General features: G+C 51.3%; 18 protein-coding genes. 11 read left to right on the top strand and 7 right to left on the bottom strand.

What is annotated here, in order from left to right; translation table 11 throughout:
• Window positions 1-4: 4 nt before the first annotated feature.
• The 8 genes from ACXAF9_RS08210 to trhP all read left to right on the top strand — a co-directional run bounded on the left by ACXAF9_RS08210 (window position 5) and on the right by trhP (window position 8685).
• Window positions 5-997, top strand: a complete 993-nt coding sequence (locus ACXAF9_RS08210; RefSeq protein ID WP_475072739.1) for an ABC transporter ATP-binding protein — start codon at window positions 5-7, stop codon at window positions 995-997.
• Window positions 997-2064 carry an ABC transporter ATP-binding protein gene (locus ACXAF9_RS08215; RefSeq protein ID WP_475072743.1) on the top strand — a complete coding sequence of 356 codons (1068 nt, stop codon included), beginning with the start codon at window positions 997-999 and terminating at the stop codon, window positions 2062-2064. The genes ACXAF9_RS08210 and ACXAF9_RS08215 overlap by 1 nt, the downstream gene beginning before the upstream one ends.
• A gap of 18 nt (window positions 2065-2082) precedes the next feature.
• Window positions 2083-3219, top strand: coding sequence for a M14 family metallopeptidase (locus ACXAF9_RS08220; protein ID WP_475072747.1), 1137 nt, complete (start codon window positions 2083-2085; stop codon window positions 3217-3219).
• A 2-nt stretch (window positions 3220-3221) separates the two neighbouring features.
• The gene (locus tag ACXAF9_RS08225) at window positions 3222-4172 is read left to right on the top strand and encodes a LysR family transcriptional regulator (RefSeq protein ID WP_475072749.1); all 951 of its coding nucleotides are present in this window, start codon (window positions 3222-3224) and stop codon (window positions 4170-4172) included.
• Window positions 4156-5547: a Xaa-Pro dipeptidase gene (gene pepQ, locus ACXAF9_RS08230; protein WP_475072751.1), complete on the top strand. Its 1392-nt coding sequence runs from the start codon at window positions 4156-4158 to the stop codon at window positions 5545-5547. Before ACXAF9_RS08225 ends, pepQ begins: the two co-directional genes overlap by 17 nt.
• 76 nt (window positions 5548-5623) lie before the next feature.
• Window positions 5624-6670 carry a hypothetical protein gene (locus ACXAF9_RS08235; protein ID WP_475072753.1) on the top strand — a complete coding sequence of 349 codons (1047 nt, stop codon included), beginning with the start codon at window positions 5624-5626 and terminating at the stop codon, window positions 6668-6670.
• A 78-nt stretch (window positions 6671-6748) separates the two neighbouring features.
• A complete protein-coding gene (thpR, locus tag ACXAF9_RS08240; RefSeq protein ID WP_475072755.1) occupies window positions 6749-7309 on the top strand; it encodes an RNA 2',3'-cyclic phosphodiesterase in 561 nt (186 codons plus the stop codon).
• Between the two features lie 26 nt (window positions 7310-7335).
• A complete protein-coding gene (gene trhP, locus ACXAF9_RS08245; RefSeq protein ID WP_475072934.1) occupies window positions 7336-8685 on the top strand; it encodes a prephenate-dependent tRNA uridine(34) hydroxylase TrhP in 1350 nt (449 codons plus the stop codon).
• A gap of 91 nt (window positions 8686-8776) precedes the next feature.
• Here trhP and ACXAF9_RS08250 read toward each other — a convergent pair whose 3' ends face one another.
• Window positions 8777-9952 carry a GAK system CofD-like protein gene (locus tag ACXAF9_RS08250; RefSeq protein ID WP_475072757.1) on the bottom strand — a complete coding sequence of 392 codons (1176 nt, stop codon included), beginning with the start codon at window positions 9950-9952 and terminating at the stop codon, window positions 8777-8779.
• 322 nt (window positions 9953-10274) lie between these two features.
• On the opposite strand from ACXAF9_RS08250, the gene ACXAF9_RS08255 reads away from it, so the two are divergent.
• Complete coding sequence (locus ACXAF9_RS08255; RefSeq protein WP_475072759.1) at window positions 10275-11783, top strand: fumarate hydratase; 1509 nt, start codon at window positions 10275-10277, stop codon at window positions 11781-11783.
• 107 nt (window positions 11784-11890) lie between these two features.
• Here the strand turns inward: ACXAF9_RS08255 and ACXAF9_RS08260 are convergent, their stop codons facing one another.
• The 4 genes from ACXAF9_RS08260 to ACXAF9_RS08275 form a co-directional block, all read right to left on the bottom strand.
• Window positions 11891-13558 carry a CHASE2 domain-containing protein gene (locus ACXAF9_RS08260; RefSeq protein WP_475072762.1) on the bottom strand — a complete coding sequence of 556 codons (1668 nt, stop codon included), beginning with the start codon at window positions 13556-13558 and terminating at the stop codon, window positions 11891-11893.
• 3 nt (window positions 13559-13561) lie between these two features.
• Window positions 13562-15220 carry a FecR family protein gene (locus ACXAF9_RS08265; RefSeq protein ID WP_475072764.1) on the bottom strand — a complete coding sequence of 553 codons (1659 nt, stop codon included), beginning with the start codon at window positions 15218-15220 and terminating at the stop codon, window positions 13562-13564.
• A gap of 103 nt (window positions 15221-15323) precedes the next feature.
• Window positions 15324-16352 (bottom strand): CobW family GTP-binding protein, encoded by a 1029-nt coding sequence (locus ACXAF9_RS08270; RefSeq protein ID WP_475072766.1) that lies wholly within the window; start codon window positions 16350-16352, stop codon window positions 15324-15326.
• 77 nt (window positions 16353-16429) lie between these two features.
• Window positions 16430-16762 (bottom strand): hypothetical protein, encoded by a 333-nt coding sequence (locus ACXAF9_RS08275; protein WP_475072768.1) that lies wholly within the window; start codon window positions 16760-16762, stop codon window positions 16430-16432.
• 144 nt (window positions 16763-16906) lie between these two features.
• Here ACXAF9_RS08275 and ACXAF9_RS08280 point away from each other — a divergent pair, with 144 nt between their 5' ends.
• A complete protein-coding gene (locus ACXAF9_RS08280) occupies window positions 16907-17353 on the top strand; it encodes a flavodoxin domain-containing protein (protein ID WP_475072770.1) in 447 nt (148 codons plus the stop codon).
• Between the two features lie 15 nt (window positions 17354-17368).
• On the opposite strand, the gene ACXAF9_RS08285 is transcribed toward ACXAF9_RS08280, so the two are convergent.
• Entirely contained in the window at window positions 17369-20008 is a 2640-nt protein-coding gene (locus tag ACXAF9_RS08285) for a putative bifunctional diguanylate cyclase/phosphodiesterase (RefSeq protein WP_475072772.1), read from the bottom strand.
• Between the two features lie 53 nt (window positions 20009-20061).
• Window positions 20062-20799, bottom strand: coding sequence for an oxygen-insensitive NADPH nitroreductase (gene nfsA, locus ACXAF9_RS08290; protein WP_475072774.1), 738 nt, complete (start codon window positions 20797-20799; stop codon window positions 20062-20064).
• Window positions 20800-21000: 201 nt separating this feature from the next.
• Between nfsA and purU the strand changes: the two genes are divergently transcribed.
• On the top strand, window positions 21001-21855 hold the full coding sequence (gene purU / locus ACXAF9_RS08295) for a formyltetrahydrofolate deformylase (RefSeq protein WP_475072776.1): 855 nt from the start codon (window positions 21001-21003) through the stop codon (window positions 21853-21855).
• Window positions 21856-21938 lie beyond the last annotated feature (83 nt).

Genomic DNA, 21938 nt, shown 5'->3' on the forward strand with positions numbered 1-21938 from the left:
GGCCATGGCGATTCTGGAAGTGAATAACCTAGAAGTGCGCTTTGGCTTGCGCCAAGGTGATGTGACGGCGCTTCGCGATATCTCCTTTAAGCTGGAGCGCGGTCAGCGTTTAGGCATCGTTGGGGAGTCGGGCGCGGGCAAATCGGTATTGGGCTTTTCGATACTGAGCTTGATTGCGAAACCCGGTTACATCTCTGGCGGGCAGATTCTGTTTGAAGGACGTGACTTGGCCAAGGTAAAGCCGAGTGAGCTGCGTCATATTCGTGGCAATCGCATCTCGATGATTTTCCAAGACCCGATGATGACGCTAAACCCTGTGTTAACCATTGGCGATCAGATGACCGAGTGTTTGCGCGCTCATCGCAAAATCAGTCAACACGATGCCAAACGCATCGCTTTGCACAAGCTTAAATTGGTGCAGATTCCGTCGCCCGAAAAGCGGTTAAGCCAATACCCGCACGAGTTATCCGGCGGTATGCGCCAGCGTGTGGTGATCGCAATCGCCTTGTTGCTCGACCCAGAGATCATCATTGCCGATGAGCCCACCACCGCCTTGGATGTGACCATTCAGGCCGAGATTATGGATCTGATGCTGAGCCTTTGTGAGCAGCATAACGTGGCGCTGATGTTGATCACTCACGATTTGGGGGTGGTGTCGCAGGTCACCCAAGACATGTTGGTGATGTACGCAGGGCGCGTTATTGAACAAGGCCCGACCAAAGAGATCATCAACGATGCTCAGCACCCCTACACGCAAGGCTTGATGAACGCGCTTCCGCAAATGGCCATTCCTGGACAGAGGTTAAACCAAATTCGGGGTGCGATGCCATCGCTACAAGCGATTCCCAAAGGGTGTGCGTTTAATCCCCGTTGTGATTACGTGAGTGATCGCTGTATGGATACCTTGCCGCTGTTTACGGAGTCTGGTAACTGCAAGGTGGCGTGTCATATGGTCAGCCAGATGAAGCAAGAGTTGATACTCGCGGAGGCTCAATAATGTCGGTTCAGATCGAAACCCCTCAAGCGAACACACAGGTACCTAACCCAAGCATCAGCGAAGCGCCTTTGGTTGAAGTGCGCAACCTCTATAAGCGCTTCTCTTTGTCGGGCGACTGGTTAGAGCAACTTAAATTTAAGAAGGGCAAGCTGGTACGCGAGCAACAAGCCGTGCACGCCATCAACGGCGTCAATCTTGAGGTGCAGCAGGGCGAGGCGTTGTGCGTTGTCGGGGAGTCTGGTTGCGGTAAATCGACCGTGGCTCGTACGGTCATGGGATTACTAAAACCCAGCCAGGGCGAGATTCTCTATCAGGGGGAGCGGATTGATCATTTAGCCGATCGCGCATTGATCCCGTATCGTAAAAAGATGCAGATGATCTTTCAAAACCCATACGCATCGTTGAACCCTCGGATGACCATCCTAGAAACGCTCAAAGAGCCGATCCGGTTTCATCAGCCGGGCATTAAAGCGGCAGAGCTGAACGATAAGGTTGAAGAGGTGATGCGCTCGGTCGGTGTCGATCCTTTGTGGGGTGAGCGTTATCCGCATGAGTTTTCAGGCGGTCAGCGCCAGCGGATCAGTATCGCCCGTGCCTTGGCAGTCGACCCTGAGTTTATCGTGGCGGATGAGCCTATCTCGGCGCTGGATGTATCGATTCAAGCGCAAGTGCTGAATTTGATGATGGAAGCGCAGCAAACGCGCAATTTAACCTATCTGTTCATCACGCATGATCTGTCGGTTGTGGAGCATTTTGGGACGCGTGTGGCGGTCATGTACTTGGGCACCGTGTGTGAGCTTGCGCCGACAAAAGCCCTGTTTGATCAGCCAAAGCACCCTTACACTCAAGCCTTAATCTCGGCGATTCCGCGTTTAGAAGATGACCGCCCAGAGTTTATCCGTTTGCAAGGTGAAGTACCGACTCCGGTCAATCTTCCAAGCGGTTGTGTGTTTCATGCCCGTTGCCCCCAAGCCAATGAGCGATGTAAAGTCGAAGTACCTGCTTTGTTAGGCCAACCCGATGGAACGCGGGTGGCATGTCATGGTGTCGAAGAAGGCCGACTTTAATCAGCATAAGGATTCCCAGTGAAAATCAGCAGTCAATTTGATGGCGGTAATATTCATGTAGTGTCGGCAACGACCCCATCGGATACCCAGCTTCGCATCGAAAAAGATCATCAATCTGAGTTTTATCAGTGGTTTTACTACCGCGTACAGGGTGTTGAAGCTACACCTCTGACCATGCGTTTGCTCAACGCCGAAGGTGCGGCTTACCCGGGTGGTTGGGACGATTACAACGCCGTGGCCAGTTACGATCGACAGCATTGGTTTCGCGTACCGACCCGCTATGAAAAAGGCGAGCTGATCATCGAGCACACGCCCGAGCATTCGGTGGTGTATTACGCCTATTTTGCACCCTACAGCCACGAGCAGCATCTGGACTTAATCGCCAAAGCGCAGATCTCCCCGTTTGTTGAAGTGCTGGATTTGGGCCAAACCCTAGACGGTCGAGACCTTGAGCTCCTTAAGGTACAGGCCAATGAGTCGGCCAAACTGAATGTCTGGATCACCGCGCGCCAGCACCCAGGTGAAACCATGGCCGAGTGGTTGGTGGAGGGCTTTTTGGAGCGCTTGTTAAATCCGCATGACCCGATCTCCAAAGCCTTGCTTGATATGTGCACCTTCTGGATTGTGCCGAACATGAACCCGGATGGCAGTGTGCGTGGCCACCTGCGCACCAATGCCGCTGGCGTCAACTTGAATCGTGAGTGGCATGCCCCAAGCCTTGAGCGAAGCCCAGAGGTCTACGCCGTTACGCATCAGATGAAACACACGGGGGTGGATCTTTTCTTGGACATGCACGGGGATGAAACCCTGCCGTGTAACTTTATCGCAGGCCAAGATGGATCACCGTTTGCCAGCGAGCAAACCTTGGCGGATGAGGCGCAATTTAAGGCCGATCTTGCCCGCTGTACACCCGATTTCCAGACCAAACGAGGCTACCCACCTGGGTTATTTGGTGATGAAACACTGACCATTGGGTCGTTCTGGGTGGGGAAAACCTTTGATTGCCCATCGATGACCTTAGAGATGCCGTTTAAAGATCACGATTTAATGCCGGATGCGTTACGTGGCTGGTCGCCAGAGCGATCGAAGTTGTTAGGCCATAGCTTGTTTTCTCCGTTACTGGATTGGACAGCTCGGACCCTCGCCCGAGACTGATCATGGAAACGCGCTGGTTAGACGATTTCATTGCATTAGCAAGGACACTTCACTTTTCACGGGCGGCGGATGAGCGCAACATCACCCAGCCTACGTTAAGCCGAAGGATCAAGCTGCTGGAAGAGGAGATGGGGGTTACGCTGATCGATCGTAACACCCTGCCACTAAGCCTCACCCCGGCGGGGGAGCTGTTCTTAAGCAATGCCAGAGAGATCGCCCGATTAGCGCGCGATACCCGCACTCAGTGCCGCGAGATTCGCAAACAACAAGAAAACCGCTTGCGCTTTGCCACCACACAAACTCTGTATCTGATGTTCTATCGCAGCTGGCTGCAACCGGCGGCCGATGAGTTTGATACCGACATCGATATCGATTTGTCCTCCACCACGTGGGCGGCCAGTGATTTTGTAAATGCCTTAACCATGGGGCAATGCGATCTGCTACTGTGTTATTGGCACCCGCAAATCACGTTTACCAAGGCTCTGGATGATGAGCGCTTTGAGCACCTTGTGGTCTGTGAGGAGGCTTTGGTGCCGGTGTCAGCGATGGACCCGGTCACGGGTAAACCGTTATTTGAGCTACCGGGCACCAAACGCCAGCCGCTTCCGTACATCAGTTACCACCCAAGCTCCTTTTTGCGGACTTTGATCGATCACACGTTGAGTAATGATCTTGATCCGCCACACCTAACCACCGTGCACGAGAACATGCTTTCGGTCAGTGCCAAAGCGATGATCAAAGAGGGCTTTGGTGTTGGTTGGTTACCACGAGGGTTGGTGACCGATAATGTGCATTACGGTCAATTGGCCGTGGTGGGCGGGCATCGGTGGCAGATCCCGCTTCAGATCCGTTTGTATCGTCGCAAAGATAATCACCGCAGCCATTTAGATCATTTTTGGGATGGCTTAACTCAAGTACAAGGAACACAGCGTCAGCATGAACCCGAGCTCTAATTCCGATGCCCTTTGGCAAGATCATCTCAATCATGTGATTGAGCAGTATTGTTCTGTGCTGGACGATCAGGGGTTGGACGCCTTGCTGGTCCATGCTGGCGTATCAGCGGGGTTCTTTTTGGATGATAACCACGCGCCGTTTCGCGCCAACCCGATCTTTACCCATCTGGTGCCTAATCTGGATACAGCGGAAAACGCTTGGTTAATGCTGGTAGCCGGTCAGCGCCCTGTGTTGTGTTTATACCAACCCGAGGACTTTTGGTACGGCCAACCAACACCGCCTGAGGGTACCTGGTGTTTGGATTATGAGATCCACACCTTTGCAAACACCAATGCATTGATGCGCTTTTTGCTGTCGCGTACGGCAGATCTAGCGGTGGTCGCTGTGCTGCCCAACGAGGCGGTGTGCGATGTAAGTGCTTTTGATCAGCTAGCGCTGAACCCACCGCATCTGATCAATGCATTGCATCAAACGCGCTTGATCAAATCCCCTTGGGAGATCGAGCAAATCGCTGTGGCTAATCGTCTGTCAGCCAAAGGGCATCGCGCCGCCTACGAGGCGTTTATGAATAACGGGGCCGAGCGCACCATTCACCAAGCCTACTTGCGCGCGACCGAAGCGCTGGATCATGAGCTACCCTACAATGCGATTGTGGCGTTGAATGAACATGCCGCGGTTTTGCACTACCCAAGTAAAGAGCGAGCGCCCACCCAAACTCCGCTGACCTTGCTGATTGATGCCGGTAACACGCATATGGGCTATGCCTCGGACATTACCCGTACGTTTTTACACCCAAGTGCGTCTGAATACGCCGGTTTTGAGTGTTTTAACGCGCTGCTTGATGGGGTAGAGCGCTTGCAAACCCAGATGGCCCAAGAGATACGCGCCGGTCACACCTACCTTGAATACCACCAAGTTATGCACGCAAGGTTGCTGGACTTGATGCTGGAAACCGGTGTGCTTTTGAAACGCCCAGAGCAAAAAGAGGACGAGCTAACCCTCTCTAAAACTTTTTTCCCGCATGGACTGGGGCATCATTTAGGGATTCAGACGCACGATGTCGGTGCTTGGCAAATACCAAGTGAAATACGAGAACACGTGCCACCCCACCCAGAGCTACCGCCTAAAACGCATCCTTTCCTTCGTATGGCGGGCGTACTACAGCCGAGTATGGTGATCACGTTGGAGCCTGGGCTTTATTTTATTCCAACCCTGTTGCGAGAGCTGCACAACAGTGCCTTATCGGATTGTGTTAATTGGACAATCATCGAGTCGTTGATCCCCTTTGGTGGAATCCGTATCGAGGACAACTTGGTCATCACAGAGGCGGAGCCTCGAAACCTAACCCGTGAGGCATTTGAACAAGCGCTCTAAGCTGTGGTCTATCAGATCTTTAGCGCACACACGAAACCTGATAACGTGAGCGTAAGCGTGATTCGGGGCAGGTAGAATGAATCAAAAGGCAATACATACAGATCGATCCGACGAAAACGATATTGATGTACCGGATTTTGGCCCAGCCGAGCAAGCCGAGGCCGACACACAAACAAGCGCTAACCGCTCGGTCGAGGTGGTGTATCGCGGGGGCGATAGCTGGGTAACCACGCTCATTTTAGCTTTGTTGACCACAGGCTGTGCGGTGTTGGGGTATTTGGCGTTTGATCTTCAGTCCACCTTGATGGATCAGCGAAAGCTGCTGACTGAATCAGGGGCGCAGCTAGAGGCGCTTGAGGCTCGTTTAGCCGAAGCTCAGAACAATTCCGCCGCCTCGGGTAAAACCCTCCAAGAGCAGATTACCAGCTTATCCTCGCACGTCAGCGATCTGGATCAGGCCCTAGATCAAGGGTTGGATCAGCAAAACACCCTAAGTAAAGACGTAGCGCGTTTGAATGAATCACTGAACGCACAACAACAAGCGCAGCAAGGTGTAGAAGGTCAGCTGAGTGAACACGCGAAAACCTTGACCAGTCTTGGTGAGGCGTCCAATACGCAGCAAGCTTTGATCACTCCGCTTAAGGCGCAAGTGACTCTAATGCAGTCAACGCTCACAAGCTTTGAAGGGTTAACCGGACGCTTAAACGATTTGGAGCGCTCATCCGCGGCCACACTTGAGGTTGCTCAAGAGCAGGTGGCTACGAACCAAGCGGTTCTGGATCAGTTAAAAGCTCAAATGACCACGCTGGAAGACTCGACTCGAACGCTTCAATCACAGCTATTGGAGCTTAAAGAGAGCACGGCTTTTTCGTCGGAGCAGTCCAAAGGGGATTGGGAGCGTCGCTTTGCATCCTTGGAGGCATCGATCAGTAAGGTGAATGAGCTGGCCCGTCAGGCCGAAAGTGTTGCAGGGCGATCTTCACAGCAAGCCAGTGCGCTAGGCAAACAGGTTCGGGTACATGAGCAAGCGATCAATGCGATCGATGGAACGCGTCGTCAAGTGAACTCCGAATTGCTCACTATACGGGATCAGCTCAATGCATTGTCGCTTAAATTGAACTGATCGGCGCAAAAGGATTGCGGGTTGTCGACTCAATCGGCAGAATACGAGGTTTTCGTAAAAAGGTAAGCTACACCCCTAATGAGGATTCGAACATTTTTCGCGTTACGTCTGGCAGAGCCTGTCGTAAGGCAACTGTCCAGCCAAGCGGATGGCATGTGTGAGTTTGATCGCAATCTGGAAGTGGATTGGGTCGATTCTGACAACTATCATCTGACCTTGTGCTTCATTGGCGAAACCCCATTAGACGTTGTTGATCAGCTTGAGTCTTTGGCCAAAGAGTACCTAACTGAGGAAACGTCGTTTCAGGTCTGCCTTGACCGAATCGAGTACTACCCGATCAACACGCGCTACTCTTTGATTGCCGCTTTGACCCCAGAAAACCCCGCTTTGTTGGATTTCCAGAAAAAAGTGGCCGAGGTGGTCGAAAAAGCCGGCATCGAAAGCGACCCTGCTGACTTTAAACCCCACGTGACCCTTGGGCGATTACCGCGCGAGAATCAATTTCAAGTCCCTGAACAATGGCCTGAGCTAAACTTAACCAGCTTGGCCGATTCGGTGGTGCTGTTTCAAAGTAAGCAAGGCGAGCATGGCTCGGTGTACACGCCCCTTTTCGAAGTTGATCTTCGAGATCTTTCCTAACGTTTAACCTCTTGAGTTTTACATCCATGAAGAATCCAGAGCTGCTATCCCCAGCGGGTACGCTGAAAAATATGAAGTATGCGTTTGCGTACGGTGCCGATGCGGTATACGCCGGACAGCCGCGTTACAGCCTGCGAGTACGTAATAACGACTTTAATATGGATAACCTTGGGGAAGGGATCGACATCGCCCATAAACTGGGTAAAAAGTTTTTCTTAGCCAGTAACATCTTGCCGCACAACAGTAAGCTTACGACTTACATTAAAGACCTTGCGCCAGTGATCGAGATGGGCCCCGATGCGCTGATCATGTCTGACCCTGGTTTGATCATGCTGGTCAAAGAGCACTTCCCGGATGTACCAATTCATCTGTCCGTGCAGGCCAATACAATGAACTGGGCGGCGGTTAAATTCTGGCATCAAGCGGGCATCGAGCGTGTTATCTTATCGCGTGAGCTCTCCCTGGAAGAGGTTGCGGAGATTCGTGAGCGCTGTCCGGAGATGGAGATTGAAGTCTTTGTTCATGGCGCGTTGTGCATCGCGTACTCTGGCCGTTGCTTACTTTCGGGTTACATCAACAAGCGTGATCCGAACCAAGGCACTTGCACCAATACCTGCCGTTGGAAATACGATGCGCACGAAGCCAAACAAAATGAGTCGGGCGATATCGTCCCAGTTCAGGCGTTTGATCCGAACGAGCCTGTAAGCCCTGACTTGGGTGTGGGCGAGCCGTCTGAAAAGATCTTCCTGCTGCAAGAAGAAACCCGTCCAGGTGAGTACATGCCAGCGTTTGAAGATGAGCACGGCACCTACATCATGAACTCGAAAGACTTGCGTGCCATCCAGCACGTTCATAAGCTGGCCGAGATGGGGGTGGACTCTTTAAAAATCGAAGGGCGCACCAAATCCCACTACTATGTAGCGCGTACTGCACAAGCGTACCGAAAAGCGATTGATGATGCGGTTGCTGGACGTCCTTTTGATATGGCCTTGATGGACGAGCTGGAAAACCTAGCCAGTCGTGGCTACACCGAAGGCTTCTACCGCCGCCATGTTCATGATGAATATCAGAACTATGAAAACGGTAACTCGGTGGGTGTTCACCAGCAGTTTGTAGGCGAGATTATGGGGCGTAATGCGCAAACTGGCATGATGGAAGTGGATGTTAAAAACCATTTCAAAGTCGGTGACAGGCTGGAGCTGATGACGCCACAAGGCAACCACAAATTTAAGCTGTCTGAGTTGATCAACAAAAAAGGGCACAGTGTGGATGTGGCACCCGGTTCCGGGCACGTGATGCAGATCCCGATTAACTTGGATGCCGACCTTGAATACGCTCTGTTAATGCGTGATTTGCCAAACGCACCAACGCGTTAACCCAAAGGATACTGTGACTAAAAAGCACGCTTAATGGCGTGCTTTTTTGTTTCTTTGTTTCTTTGTTTCTTTGTTTTTTTGTATTTTGGGATTATATCAGCTGGATTAAGGCGTTGGCCAAGCGCTCTGGGTGATAGGTCGTATGACCACCTATCGTGAGTTCCTTCGCGACTAAGCACACACCCAATTGTTGGAGGTGCTCTGACTCTTTAGGTGCCAGCGGGCTGTGCCTTGGATCGAACAAAACGCAATTTAAGGCATCACTGGTTGGCGCGCTAGAAAGGTAGCGCATCAAAATAAGGGTGCGATCATACAGGGATAGATTCGGGGCTTCTGGGTCATATCCGGTGGAGGGTACGAACACTTTTGGGCATTGAGTGACCGCGATTTGATCGCAGATGCCCTCTGGCAGCAAGCTTGCGATAAGACTGCTGTAAAAACTGCCCGGCGCATAGCAGATCAATTCGCTGGTGCGTATGGCCTCCAGTGCTTCGGCAGAAGCTTGGCAGCTAGCAGCATGACCTTGTTTCGCAAGATAGATCTGCTCGATTTTGTGGCTTAACGGGGCGTGCTCTTTCCCGGTCATACGGTGCTGGCCAACCACCTGCGTGCCATCATCAAGACGTGCGACCAAATCCATCACTTCGTAGCTGGCAAGCTCCACATCACCCAGCAAGTGCACCATGGATTTCACGTGCGTAAGCACATCCCCAATGGAGCCTTGGTGTTCTAAATAGCTGCCAGCCAGCACCAAGTTACCAATACTTGCGCCTTGAAGGTCAAAGTCACTTGGCTTTCGGGTGTTAAAGACATGCAGGTCATGGCAGATTGGGGGTTGCCAATGCGCTGGCAGTGCTCTGACCAGCGGGTGCGCTGCCATAATCATCGCATCCAGCTCTTGTTGAAGGCTGGTCTGTTGCGCCTTTTGGGGCAATCGGTAATTCAGAAGTTGATAGGCTGCGGATTGGCCGTCGTAGGTTTCATCCGTTAAGGCCAATAAACGGCTGCGAAGATCCCCAATGGCAGGCATGTTAAACGCCTTTCGCAACTGTGCCGAGCTGCCGCCAGAATCAAACGGCGACATAATATGCTGAGAGCGATGCGTCCACTGTTTTAGAGCACGACTGGTCTGCTTCATTGCAGAGCCGCCGGTAAAGAAGGTCAAAACCGGACCTGTATCTGGCATCGGAGCCGGCATGTTTATCTGGGTGTGTTGTGACACAGTCTCTTCTTGGCGAAAGTCGTTTTTGCGTGCATGGGTAGCCATGAGTACGTCCTGTACGTGATCGATCGGCGGGTGCTAACGGACTCCATCCTGCGCGTTAATGCATGAGTGCCAACTGAAAGGCTAAATTATTTGCCGAACGGAACCATTTGGCAACCAAAAAGCGCCGTATTCCCGTTTGAAATTCACAAAAGGGTAAAAGTTATCTGTTTTGCACGCTTCGACTAATGCCGAACCCCAAAGGCCATAATTATTGGTGTATAATCTTGCCCCATTACACGATAACACAAGGCCTTGAGCCTACATGACACGGACCCGGTCGTAAGACCGCTGACAATCACCAGAAACGAGTGGAGAGCCTCTCATGAGCGTTATTCGCCAAGATGACTTCATCAGCAGCATCGCTGATGCACTGCAGTTCATCTCTTATTACCACCCAATCGACTTTGTTCAAGGCGTTCACGAAGCCTATCAAAAAGAGCAAAACCCTGCGGCGAAAGACGCCATGGCGCAGATCCTGATCAACTCTCGCATGTCGGCAGAAGGTCATCGTCCAATCTGTCAGGATACCGGTATCGTTACCGTCTTCCTGAAAGTGGGTATGAATGTTCAGTGGGATGCCAAAATGAACGTGACCGATATGGTCAACGAAGGTGTGCGTCGCGCTTACAACCACCCAGACAACGTACTGCGTGCCTCTATCTTGGCAGACCCAGCCGGTAAGCGCCAAAACACGAAGGACAACACACCTGCGGTCATTCACTACGAAATCGTTGATGGTGATGAGGTTGAAGTGCACGTTGCAGCGAAAGGCGGCGGTTCTGAAAACAAATCCAAAATGGTGATGCTGAACCCATCCGACAGCATTGTTGATTGGGTTGTGAAAACCGTACCGACCATGGGGGCGGGCTGGTGTCCACCGGGTATGCTGGGCTTAGGTATCGGTGGTACGGCCGAAAAAGCCGCTGTACTGGCTAAAGAGTCCTTGATGGACCCAATCGATATTCACGAGCTGCGCGAGCGCGGCCCGCAAAACCGAGTTGAAGAGCTGCGTCTTGAGATCATGGATGCGGTAAACGCGCTGGGTATCGGTGCACAAGGTCTGGGCGGTTTGACCACAGTACTGGATGTTAAAATCAAAGATTACCCAACACACGCGGCTTCTCTGCCTGTGTGTATGATCCCGAACTGCGCCGCTACACGCCACGCGCACTTTAAGCTAAACGGTAACGGCCCTGCTGTGTTGACGCCACCAAGCTTGGATGACTGGCCGGAGGTCACCTTTGAAGTCGGTGCTAATACTCGCCGTGTGGATCTGGATACGCTTAAACCTGAAGATGTTAAAGAGTGGAAAGTTGGCGAGACCGTTCTTCTGAACGGTAAAATGCTGACCGGTCGTGACGCTGCGCACAAGCGCATGATCGAAATGCTCAACAACGGTGAAGAGCTTCCGGTGGATCTTAAAGGCCGCTTCATTTACTACGTAGGCCCGGTTGATCCGGTCCGTGAAGAAGTCGTTGGTCCTGCGGGCCCAACTACCTCGACCCGTATGGATAAGTTCACGCGTCAAATCCTAGAGAGCACAGGTCTTCTGGGTATGATCGGTAAGTCTGAGCGTGGCCCTGTTGCTATTGAAGCGATCCGCGATCATGAAGCGGTTTACTTAATGGCCGTTGGCGGTGCCGCTTACTTAGTCTCTAAAGCCATCACTGGTGCAGAGGTCGTGGCCTTCCCAGAAATGGGTATGGAAGCGATCTACGAGTTTGAAGTGAAGGATATGCCAGTCACGGTTGCCGTAGACGTGAAAGGTGAATCGGTTCACACCACAGGCCCTGCCAAATGGAAGGACATCATCGCTAAGCAGATCGGCTAAGCGAGTGGTACAAAGAAAAAGCGGCGTATGCCGCTTTTTTTGTGCTCACGTTAAAGCAATATTAGCTAAGGAAACCCGGTGATTGAGATGGGCTCGAGGTTTAGGTTCTACAAGGAGCTGGTTCTTGTAGGTGCAGGATTTGCTTCTTGGCTTTCATCCAAGTTGATGACCTGGTTGATCTGATCGGCGGGTTTCTGATCCAAGCGATTAAAGCCCATTTTTAACCATTCGCTCAGCGTCAGTAATTGATCGCTTTGCTCCGTTTGATGCCATGTCATGACAGCGGCCGATACGGTCACTACTTGGCTGGATTTTACATGCTCAATGTGAAGCGCTTGAATATCGGCGCGGATTTTCTCAGCCAATGACGCGGCTACCGAGTTGGTTGTAACGGGCAAAAGTACCCCAAACTGAGCATTCCCCGTTCTTGCACACAGATCCCGTGTGCGGCGTTGGTGGTGCAATAAAATTTGAGCGACACGGGCTTGAACCCAGTTGGCTCGCTCTGGACCGAACGTATCGTAAAAGCGCTTAAAATGATCCATCTCGATCATGATCAGGCTTAAAGGCGTTTTCTTACGAACCGCTTGTTCCCACTCTAAAATCAGCGTCTCTTCCCACATCCGCTTATTAGCCAGCGCCGTCACTGAATCGGAGCGATGTCGGGCCGAAAATCGAGAAATCAGCGCCCCTAAATACAAAGCCAGTACGGCGATAATGCCAACAATGGCCGCGCCCAGACTTAGCCAATAACCTTGTGTTAATGCGAAAAAGGGCAGGGTAAGACCGGCTAACGTGACGCAGCCAAACAAAAAGCGCAGCGCTTTATTGTGTTGCAGCCAAATGAGGCTTGCGTAGAGTAATGCGGTTAACAATATCGCATAACAGGTGCCCCAAATCGGTAAAATCGGCGTCAGCAGTGTTTTGTGGCTCAGCGCGTAAAACAAAGTGGCATGCAGTGTTGTGCCTGACACCATGTAGGGCCGCTCGTTACTGGGCAGTAAAAAGCGTGGTTCAAGCCCTGCCGCTTGAATCCCTACGAAGACTGGTGCCCCTGACAACGGGGAAAAATCGATCTTCTTATCCAAAACATCAATAAAGCTGTAGTGCTTAAACTGCCCACTGACGGAGGAGGGAGGCATCATGACCTCTTGGTCGCGGCTCCATTTTTGATTGATACCAAGCTCGCGAACCGGCGCCCGAGTGCCGGGCTCGTAACCAAAATCGCCTGTGTGCAATTGATACATCGCCAGTCCATAGGCGGGCCATCTTGGGCTGTCGATCCCCCCTTTTAGAAAGGCGCTTCGGACATGCCCGTCATTACTGACATCAACCTCTACATGCCCCAATAAACTGCCTTCAGGAAGGGTTTCAGAACGAAACGGAAAGAGGGTTTTTCCGGATTCGCTCAGCACGGGCAGCACAATTCTACCGTGTTGTTCCATCGCCTCTTTTAGAGCAGTGTCATTTTCCGGGTGCTCAAGGTCAGGATCAATAAAGGCGATGTTATAGCCGAGCGTTTTTGCGTTCGCATCAATCAAGGTATTGATCATCTCAGCGTGAACATCACGAGGCCAAGGCCAGCGACCTAGTGCTTGAAGGCTCTTGTCATCGATATCGATCAGGATCGGTAAGGCACCCGTTTCACTTTCAACGGGGGGGAGTTGATCAAATAAGAGATCATCAATGTGCGTCGGAATGGGCGAAAGTGCGGTTACGAAAACCAGCACTAAGCTTAAGATAAATCCCGCATCCTTGTGTTTAATAATGTCCATAACTTATAGGAAGAGTATCGCGGTAAAGACCGTCCAAATCATCAGGGGTTTATATGACTCCAAAGGGACTTCCAGCTTCTGAACCGCTGACCAGCCGCCTGGGTACTGATCGGCATCAATACCACGTACTCGGAAGTAGTAAGTGCCCATCTCAGGTCGAGGAACGCTGGTAAACGCTTCGGTGGCGTACACATCTTCGACCATTTTTTCAAACTGAGCGTCCAATGCCAGCTGAACTTGGTATTGGGAAGAGGTCGGGTCTTTCTGCCACGCAAAGTTTAACGACTCCTCGGTGGCTTCGGGTTCTGCCAGCTCCGGAGTTTGCGGAGTGGGTTTGACCTCTAACTCATTCGTGAAGCCAACCGGTCCCTTTTTTCCCTCGTTATTGATGCTCGTAACACGCCAGTAGTACTGCCCCGCCTCATCAATCGGCTGAATTAACAGAGTTTGATCGGTTTCTAAAGTGATGACCGACTGCTCAAACGAGATATCTTTTGAAAGCTCGAATACAAACGAGGTTACGTCCTGTGGTTGTGTCCACTGGAAGGTAAGATCACCTGTATAGCTGGGTTTGCTTGGCAAGGGTGCTTGAACAACTGGCGGGAATGGACGTGCATCGATACTGAACGCTTCCAGCGTTTCCAGCCCTTGCAACCCATCTTGGTCAATACCGCGTATCCGAAGCCAGTACTCACCGTCAGAAAACTCAACCGGGATGTTCAGTTTTGGCACAGGGCCTGTGTAGTCGTAAACCAAACGCGAGAAGTCCGCCTTATCCGAGATTTGAGCACGGTAAGCAGCGGCCCCTTTTTGGGTTGGCCATTCTAAGCGTGCCGGTAAATACCGGACGGTTTTGAGCGGCTCAATCAAGGGCGCTTTCAGAAGTTGTTTTGGCTTAGAGGGCGCTTTGTCCTTTTCGGTCACGGTACCAAAACGCTGCGATACACGGGTGGTGCCTTGGGTGTTAGCAACGTCAATTTTACCCTGGGTCACTTCAGCCTGAGTAATGTTACCGTCGGCACGAACGCGATAGACCGTGCCGCGAGTCGTCGCAAAAGCGGCCGGGGTTTCGATCACAAAGTGTGTGCCTTTGCGTTTGTTCGGGTTGGCTTTGATCTCGGCCTCACCGTTTTGCAGAGTGACATTGACGTCAAAGACTTTACGTTGACTGCCAACCACGCTGGCACGCTCAATGTGCAGTGTGCTGTTTGGGGTGAGCATCAGCTCGGTGTTGTCTTCAAAACGAATTAAGACGCTGCCGTTATCGCCCGTAGTGATGACATCCCCAACGTTAACGGCCAAATTCGACTCATGTGATTTAATCTGGGCTTCACCGCTTTGCCCTTTAAGGGTGACTGGCCCTGCGGCATCCAGCACTTCAATCGTGCTATCGCGCTCTTCAATGAAGGCTTTCGGGATCCGTATGGTTGTACCTGCGGCCATCAGGCGGTCATTCCGGATGTCGTTAAGCTCGACAATCTCCTGCCATTTGCGCCAATCGGTTAGCAGCTCGTGAGCCACTTTCCATACGTGTTCACCCGGTTGTAACTCGTAAACCCAGTACTCAGAATTCGTTGTTTGAGCAAACGAGAGTGGTGCCGTTAGGCCACTACTTAACAGCAGGGCAGCTAACGCTTTTTTAAGAAAAGGCGAGCGTATCATTGGCAAAAGTACCTAATGGGTAAGGGTCACATGTGTCGAGTTAATCGCCGAGTATATCAAGCTTTTAGCGGGGATGTGAGCCATCGCGAAAATCGTATTAGTGTTAACTAATTAATCCCATTATCTGTGTGCTCACTCGTTCTGGATCAAAAGGTGATAATTGGATGATCTCGATTCGACTGTCTCGTCGCCAAGCCGATTCAGAATGATCACACTGACCTTGGACCTGATTGTACATAACGGATTTGGATCGTCCTCGAATCAGGGCTTTAACCCGCAGGCTGCTGGCGTACTCGGACAGTAGATTATCAAGGCGCTCAAGATCAATCAGCTCATCAGGGTGGAATTGAACCGAGACGCCAAAGGCGTCAGCGTCATGATAAAACTCGATATGGGGTTGGCCTAAGGGCGTAAAGTTCATTGAGGGCAGGCTGATGGCATTTCCTGTACTTTGCGGTCGTAGCAAGGATTCCGGTAAAACAGCTGCTTGCGGCTCGTTGCCTTTATGAAAGTCAGGGTGCACCGCACTCCGCACTTGATGCGGCTCGACTAATTGATCGAGCGTTAACGCACCGTGTTGGGTTTCAAAAATGTGTGTTTTGGGCGGATAAAAGCGGGATAAGAACTCATGGGCTATGGTTATGTGGGCACTGTCGCACACGTCGGTTTTGTTCAATACGACGGTATCGGCCATCTGCAATTGATCAATAAAGGTTGGAAAGGTGCTGGTTTTCTCATCGTCCAGCGCTCGAGGGTCCATTAACGTGATCACACTTTTAAGTTCGAGTGATTCGTTAAAACTCTCGCCCAGAATAAGGTCGATTAAGGCCGTGGGGTGGCCAAGACCTGTGGGTTCGATCAATATTCGATCTGGCTGAACGCGGCGAATCATCATCGCCAACTGAATCGTTAGGGCAGGACCCATGGTGCAGCACACGCAGCCACCTGGGATTTCACGGACACTAAGAGTGTCATCGGCCTCAAACAGCGTTTGGTCGACGCCGATGTGGCCAAATTCATTAATCACCAAAGCCCATTTTTCGTGTTCGGGTTTTTGGCGGATAAGATGATTAAGGGCGGTGGTTTTACCCACGCCAAGGAAGCCTGTGACGATGTGAGTGGGGATGCGCATCGGGATTGTCTTGTAAATGTTACAAAGTAACACTTAAGTGGGTGTGCGTCATCCTCAATCCACCCTAGAGTTTGGAGTTAGCTGGCTTTTTCGAGGTGAGTTTGCATCTTCTTTTGTGCTTCTAGGTAGTCTGGCATTGGGCCTACGTCTTCGTAGATCTCCTCGCCATCTTCGACCCGGATCACTTTATCACCCGGAATGTAGGGCATTTTAGCCTCAAGCTCGTTCAACGCTTCGTGGATCAGCGAGCATAAAACATCCTCTTCGCTCATTTTGTACGTATGAGCTAAGGCTTTAATGCGGACTTGATCGGTTTGGAACAGCTGAACAGGCACTTGGCTTTTTAAGTTAGCGGTTTGTGCATGGTTTTCCCAAGATTTCAGTAACTTGGCAAGGCTCTCTTTTCCCATACGAAAACTCCTTTTGGGTGTTAACTTCAGTCTAGACCGTGTTCTGTCTAACGTCAGGTTTCCATCGCTATTAAGTAAATAGAGGCATTTAAACCGTATCAGTTTCACTATAGACTGGGCGCTTCGAAAACGGGAGAGTAAATAATGGCTTTAGTGAAGTTTTTAGTCGGGTCTACATACGGTAACGCGGAGCAAGCTGCAGAAGACGCAGCCGACCTGTTAACCGAGGCCGGTCATACCACTGAAGTGATTAAAAAACCGACCCTTGATGATGTCACACAGGACGAAGAGACCATCCTTCTTTTCTGTACGGCAACCATCGGCCAAGGGGATATCCCGGATAATCTGCTGGCCTGTTACGAGGCGCTGCACGATCAGGCACCGTATCTTGCGAGCCGTCAGTACGGCATCATTGCTTTGGGCGATAGCTCGTATGAAGAGTTTGCAGGGGCCGGTTATCAGCTACAAGAGTTAATGTACGATCTACAAGCGAAACCGATCATGCCAATGCTGACCATTGATGCGATTGAAACGCCAGACCCAGAAGAGCCGATTGCCGCGTGGATTGATCAGCTAAAGGGCAAGCTTTAAGGCAAAGCTGCTGTCTTAGCGATTCACCCGTCGAAAGTGCTCGTCAAACCAGTGTAAACAATCAGAGGAGGGGATCGGTTTACTGAACAGATATCCCTGTAACTGATCGCACCCTTCTTTTCTAAGAAACTGTTGGTGTGCTGAAGACTCTACCCCTTCGGCGCACACCAATAGATCCATACTGTGGCCTAACAAGATAACCGCTTTGGCGATGGCCTCATCGTTCTGATTGTTAGGAATATCTCGCACCAGTGATTGATCGATCTTAACTTTATGCACGGGCAGCATTTTTAAATAACTGAGCGATGAGTAACCTGTACCAAAATCATCCAGCGCCAGTTTGAACCCCAGCGCACGCAGCGCATTTAAGACAGGAGTCACCTCATCTTGGTGCTTCACGACCAGATTTTCGACGATCTCAAACTCCAGTTGCTCGGGCGTAATAGCGTAGCGCTTTTGCATGGTTTCGACCCAACCCACTAAGTTGTGGTTTAGGATTTGTCGTGCGGCCAAATTGACCGCAATGCGGGTGTGTTCAAGCGCGGTACCGCGCCACTGAACCAGCTGTTGGCAGACTTGTTCAATGACCCAGTCGCCGACCTGGGTCATCAGACCGATCTCTTCAAGCACATCTAAAAACGCGTTAGGCGCGAGCAGACCGCGTTCAGGGTGTTGCCAGCGCAGCAGGGCTTCCATACCAGAGAGCTGGCCTGTAACGGCATCGATCTGTGGTTGGAAGAAGACCCGAAATTCTTGCTGTTGCAGCGCTCTTCGAAGCTCGTATTCAAGTCGAATCCACTCTTCCACCACGGTTGAGTGTTCTTTACGATAACAGGCAAAGTTATTGCGACCTTCCTCTTTGGCTTTGTGCAAGGCGGTTTCGGTGTTTTTCAAAAGGGTACTGCTGTCGTTCCCGTGCTCTGGGTAACACGCGATGCCGATGCAGGCACCGACATAAATGTGCTGTCCATTCAGTCGAAAGGGCGCTTCTAGGGCTTTAAAGATGGCGGCAGCGCGCTGGGTGGCGTCTCCCTGAATGGCACACGGGGTTTTAAGAATCATAAACTCATCGGCGCCTATTCGGGCTAAGAGTTCACCACGTTTTAAGACCAGTTGTAAGCGGTGTGCAATCTGCTTCAGTAGCAGGTCGCCTGTGGCATGGCCAAAGGTTTCGTTAATGTATTTAAAGCGATCCAAATCAAGCATTAGGATAGCGAAGCGGTCAGTCCCTTCTTGAATAGCATCGTGCACGCGTGCGCGCAGCATCTCCCGGTTAGGAAGGTCGGTCAAAGGGTCGTTTTGCGCTAAGTATTTAAGTCTGGCTTCGGACTCTTTTTGGTTACTTAGGTCGGCGGCGACGTTAACCACATGGGTTATTTGCCCATCTTGGTCGCGGACTAAGGTGATATGCACCCATTGTGGATAACGAGCCCCGTCTTTACGACGGCTCCATACCTCGCCTTGCCACTTGCCCTCTAGGTGCAGGGCGTGCTCAATCTCTTGAAGCTGTCGCCGGTCCACTAGGCCTGCATTGAGCAGCTGCGGTGTCTGGCCCAACAGTTCATCTTGGGCGTAGCCAGACATCTCGCAATACGCGCGATTGACCCGCACAATTTGATTGTGGGTATCGGTGATTAAAATTCCCTCGTTGGTGGCTTCAAATGCAACGCCTGCCAACTCCAGCTCCATGCGGGTTCGTGCCTGATCCGTGACATCTAATGCGATGGCGTTCAACTTAGTGAGCTTGCCATCAGATTGCCATTCAGGGGTAAAACTAAACAAGAGCCACCTAGCTGAATCTTCATTGATGAATCGAAATGCATGCGTCCATAGTACATTCTCGTGACGCTCGGTTTTCAATAATGCTTCTAATGTGGTGCGATCTTTTGGGTGCATCGAATCCAAAAGGCCACTCAACGCGTGCGGTTGGGTGTCGGGTTCGGTCATCAGGGACTTAGCGCGTCGACTGACAAAACTCAGCAAGGGGGCTTGTTGATCATCCAACTCGATCTGCAGCACCACGCCTGGTATAGCATCGGTCAGCTGGGTAAATCGATCTTCCGATAAGCGCAAGCTTTGCTCGTTCAGGTCTTTTGCTAAAGCGATGCTAACGATGTGGGCCGCGTTTTCTAGAATCTGAGCCTCAAATGGGGAAGGGCTGCCACTGACCTCGCGAAGAATCGCGCAGCACCCCAGAAGCTGCTGCTCGGCATTGAGTAACGGGTAGGCCCATCCACCTTGAAATCCGAGCTGTTGTAACATCGATGCTTCATTGGAGGGGGTTATCCCTTTCAGGAGGTCGTACTGCGGCTCGCGGTTAAACGCGCAACGATTCCACGCGGCACCATCTGCCATGGGGGCTTGTTGGTGCAAAACTTCTTTAAGAAGCGCGGGGACGCTGGGTTTACCTAGCAGCTCTAGCCGCTCGTAAGTGGGGTCAAAGCGATAGATCAGGAAGACCCCATCCAAGAGAACCTGGGTCTGTTTGCTCAGCGTGTCCAAAACATCCGATAAGTCATCGCCCAGCGCAATACGGCTCATTAAGTCACGCTGAAACGACAGCAGCTGTTTAAGCTCTGTTGGTCCTGGGGGGTGGCGCTCGGCGCGATGGGTTAGCGGTGTTAATGATGTAATCTGCTCGAGCGCTGAATTCATTTACAACATACCTTAATGCCTGCCTATGTGACCGGCATGAAACGACCGCTACATTAACGCTTAATAAAACCGCGGTCCTGCAAATAACCTAACATATGAGGTCGTGCTTCTTTCGCCAACATGCCGGAGATTTGATCAGTCCAGCCCGACACCTTGTTGTTGCCGGTGCGGCTTTGGTAATACGCCTCTATCTGTTGATCGTAATCGGCCAGTTTCTGGGTATCTTGAGTGTCGTCGTACTGATTTTCCTTAAAGATGACCTCCAAAGGAAGGCGTGGCTTGACCTCTGGGTCTTGATCCGGGTAACCAAGACACATACCAAACACGGGGTAAACCAACTCAGGCAGATTTAACGCCTCGCTGGCGCGTTGGATTTGATTGCGCAAGCCGCCAATATAAACCAAGCCAAGCCCCATCGATTCCGCCGCGACGGCTACGTTTTGGGCAAACAAACCGCAATCCACTGTGGCGGTTATAAATTGCTCTGTAAAGCCGCTCTGCATATCCGCATCATGCATTTGGCAAGCCAATTGATGGCGTTTCATATCGGCACAAAACACGAGAAACGTAGGGGCGCTTTTGACGTAGGGCTGGCCGCCTGCACAGGCCATCAACTCTTCGCGAAGCTTGCTGTCTGTCACATTGATCACCGTACATGCCTGAATAAAGCTCGATGTGGCCGCAGCTTGCCCGGCTTGTATCAGTTCCACCAATACCGATGGGGCAATGGCGGTGTCCTTAAAGGCGCGAATAGAGCGGTGGCTTTTCAGTAAGGCAAGAGTGTCGTTCATAGTGGTGATCCGTTATTCATTTTTAGTGATCGAGATACCTCGAAAATACCTCTTTTTAGCGACAACGTGAAGGCAACAGCCTGTTGTGGCTAAACGACCTAAAAGAAACTCACAGCGACGCCGTAACACACGTGCCACCAAGGGGATTGGCTGATATGATGTTGGCCTTTCGTAGCATTTTGACTTAGGAACGCGTTACCCATGGATCGACGTTATCGTCTTGTATTAGCTTGCCCAGACCGAGTGGGTATTGTGGCAATGGTCAGTAACTTTATCTCCAGCCACGGTGGATCCATTCTTGATGCGAATCAACACACTGACCCGATCACCGGTTGGTTTTTTATGCGTGTCGAGATCCGTGCCGAATCTTTGCCGTTCTCATTAGAAGCGTTGAAAGAGGGCTTTGCGCCGATCGCGCAGTCTTTCAATATGCGTTGGGACATCAACGATTCCTCAAAGCCAAAGCGTGTGGTCTTGATGGCCAGTCGCGATGCGCACTGTTTGGCGGATCTTCTGTACCGCTATCACGCCAAAGAACTGGACTGCGTTATCCCATGTGTGATTTCTAACCACGATGATCTTCGCAGCATGGTCGAGTGGCATGATATCCCTTACTACCATGTACCGGTGAATAAGGACGACAAAGAGCCGCACTTTGAAAAGGTGAAATCCCTGATCGAAGAGCACGATGCGGATGTCATTGTCCTGGCGCGCTACATGCAGATTTTGCCGCCCACTCTTTGTTCGGATTACCCTGGCCGGATTATTAACATCCATCATAGCTTCTTACCTTCCTTTGCAGGTGCTCGTCCTTATCATCAAGCGCATGAGCGCGGGGTTAAGCTGATCGGCGCAACGTGTCACTATGTGACCGAAGACCTCGATGCTGGGCCGATTATCGATCAAGACGTGATCCGCATCAGTCACCGCGACCACCCTGAAGACATGGTGCGTCTCGGTCGAGATGTCGAGAAAAACGTACTCTCACGAGGCCTTCGTTGGCATCTAGAAGATCGTATTTTGGTACACGGCAACAAAACGGTTGTGTTTAACTGATTGATTTTTAGCAAGTGCCACTTAATGGGAGTGGCACTGGCTCCCAGATACTCTACAATGAGAGTATCGTCGATAATAAAACT

Source organism: Neptunomonas sp. ABH4_499, from assembly GCF_056160565.1.

What these genes read in the sequence shown, in the direction of transcription:
- ACXAF9_RS08210 (WP_475072739.1), top strand. Translation starts at nt 5, where the DNA reads ATGGCGATTCTGGAAGTGAATAACCTAGAAGTGCGCTTTGGCTTGCGC.
- thpR (WP_475072755.1), top strand. Translation starts at nt 6,749, where the DNA reads ATGAGGATTCGAACATTTTTCGCGTTACGTCTGGCAGAGCCTGTCGTA.
- pepQ (WP_475072751.1), top strand. Translation starts at nt 4,156, where the DNA reads ATGAACCCGAGCTCTAATTCCGATGCCCTTTGGCAAGATCATCTCAAT.
- ACXAF9_RS08270 (WP_475072766.1), bottom strand. Translation starts at nt 16,352, where the DNA reads ATGCGCATCCCCACTCACATCGTCACAGGCTTCCTTGGCGTGGGTAAA.
- ACXAF9_RS08265 (WP_475072764.1), bottom strand. Translation starts at nt 15,220, where the DNA reads ATGATACGCTCGCCTTTTCTTAAAAAAGCGTTAGCTGCCCTGCTGTTA.
- purU (WP_475072776.1), top strand. Translation starts at nt 21,001, where the DNA reads ATGGATCGACGTTATCGTCTTGTATTAGCTTGCCCAGACCGAGTGGGT.
- ACXAF9_RS08275 (WP_475072768.1), bottom strand. Translation starts at nt 16,762, where the DNA reads ATGGGAAAAGAGAGCCTTGCCAAGTTACTGAAATCTTGGGAAAACCAT.
- ACXAF9_RS08235 (WP_475072753.1), top strand. Translation starts at nt 5,624, where the DNA reads ATGAATCAAAAGGCAATACATACAGATCGATCCGACGAAAACGATATT.
- nfsA (WP_475072774.1), bottom strand. Translation starts at nt 20,799, where the DNA reads ATGAACGACACTCTTGCCTTACTGAAAAGCCACCGCTCTATTCGCGCC.
- ACXAF9_RS08285 (WP_475072772.1), bottom strand. Translation starts at nt 20,008, where the DNA reads ATGAATTCAGCGCTCGAGCAGATTACATCATTAACACCGCTAACCCAT.
- ACXAF9_RS08225 (WP_475072749.1), top strand. Translation starts at nt 3,222, where the DNA reads ATGGAAACGCGCTGGTTAGACGATTTCATTGCATTAGCAAGGACACTT.
- trhP (WP_475072934.1), top strand. Translation starts at nt 7,336, where the DNA reads ATGAAGAATCCAGAGCTGCTATCCCCAGCGGGTACGCTGAAAAATATG.
- ACXAF9_RS08260 (WP_475072762.1), bottom strand. Translation starts at nt 13,558, where the DNA reads ATGGACATTATTAAACACAAGGATGCGGGATTTATCTTAAGCTTAGTG.
- ACXAF9_RS08250 (WP_475072757.1), bottom strand. Translation starts at nt 9,952, where the DNA reads ATGGCTACCCATGCACGCAAAAACGACTTTCGCCAAGAAGAGACTGTG.
- ACXAF9_RS08255 (WP_475072759.1), top strand. Translation starts at nt 10,275, where the DNA reads ATGAGCGTTATTCGCCAAGATGACTTCATCAGCAGCATCGCTGATGCA.
- ACXAF9_RS08280 (WP_475072770.1), top strand. Translation starts at nt 16,907, where the DNA reads ATGGCTTTAGTGAAGTTTTTAGTCGGGTCTACATACGGTAACGCGGAG.
- ACXAF9_RS08215 (WP_475072743.1), top strand. Translation starts at nt 997, where the DNA reads ATGTCGGTTCAGATCGAAACCCCTCAAGCGAACACACAGGTACCTAAC.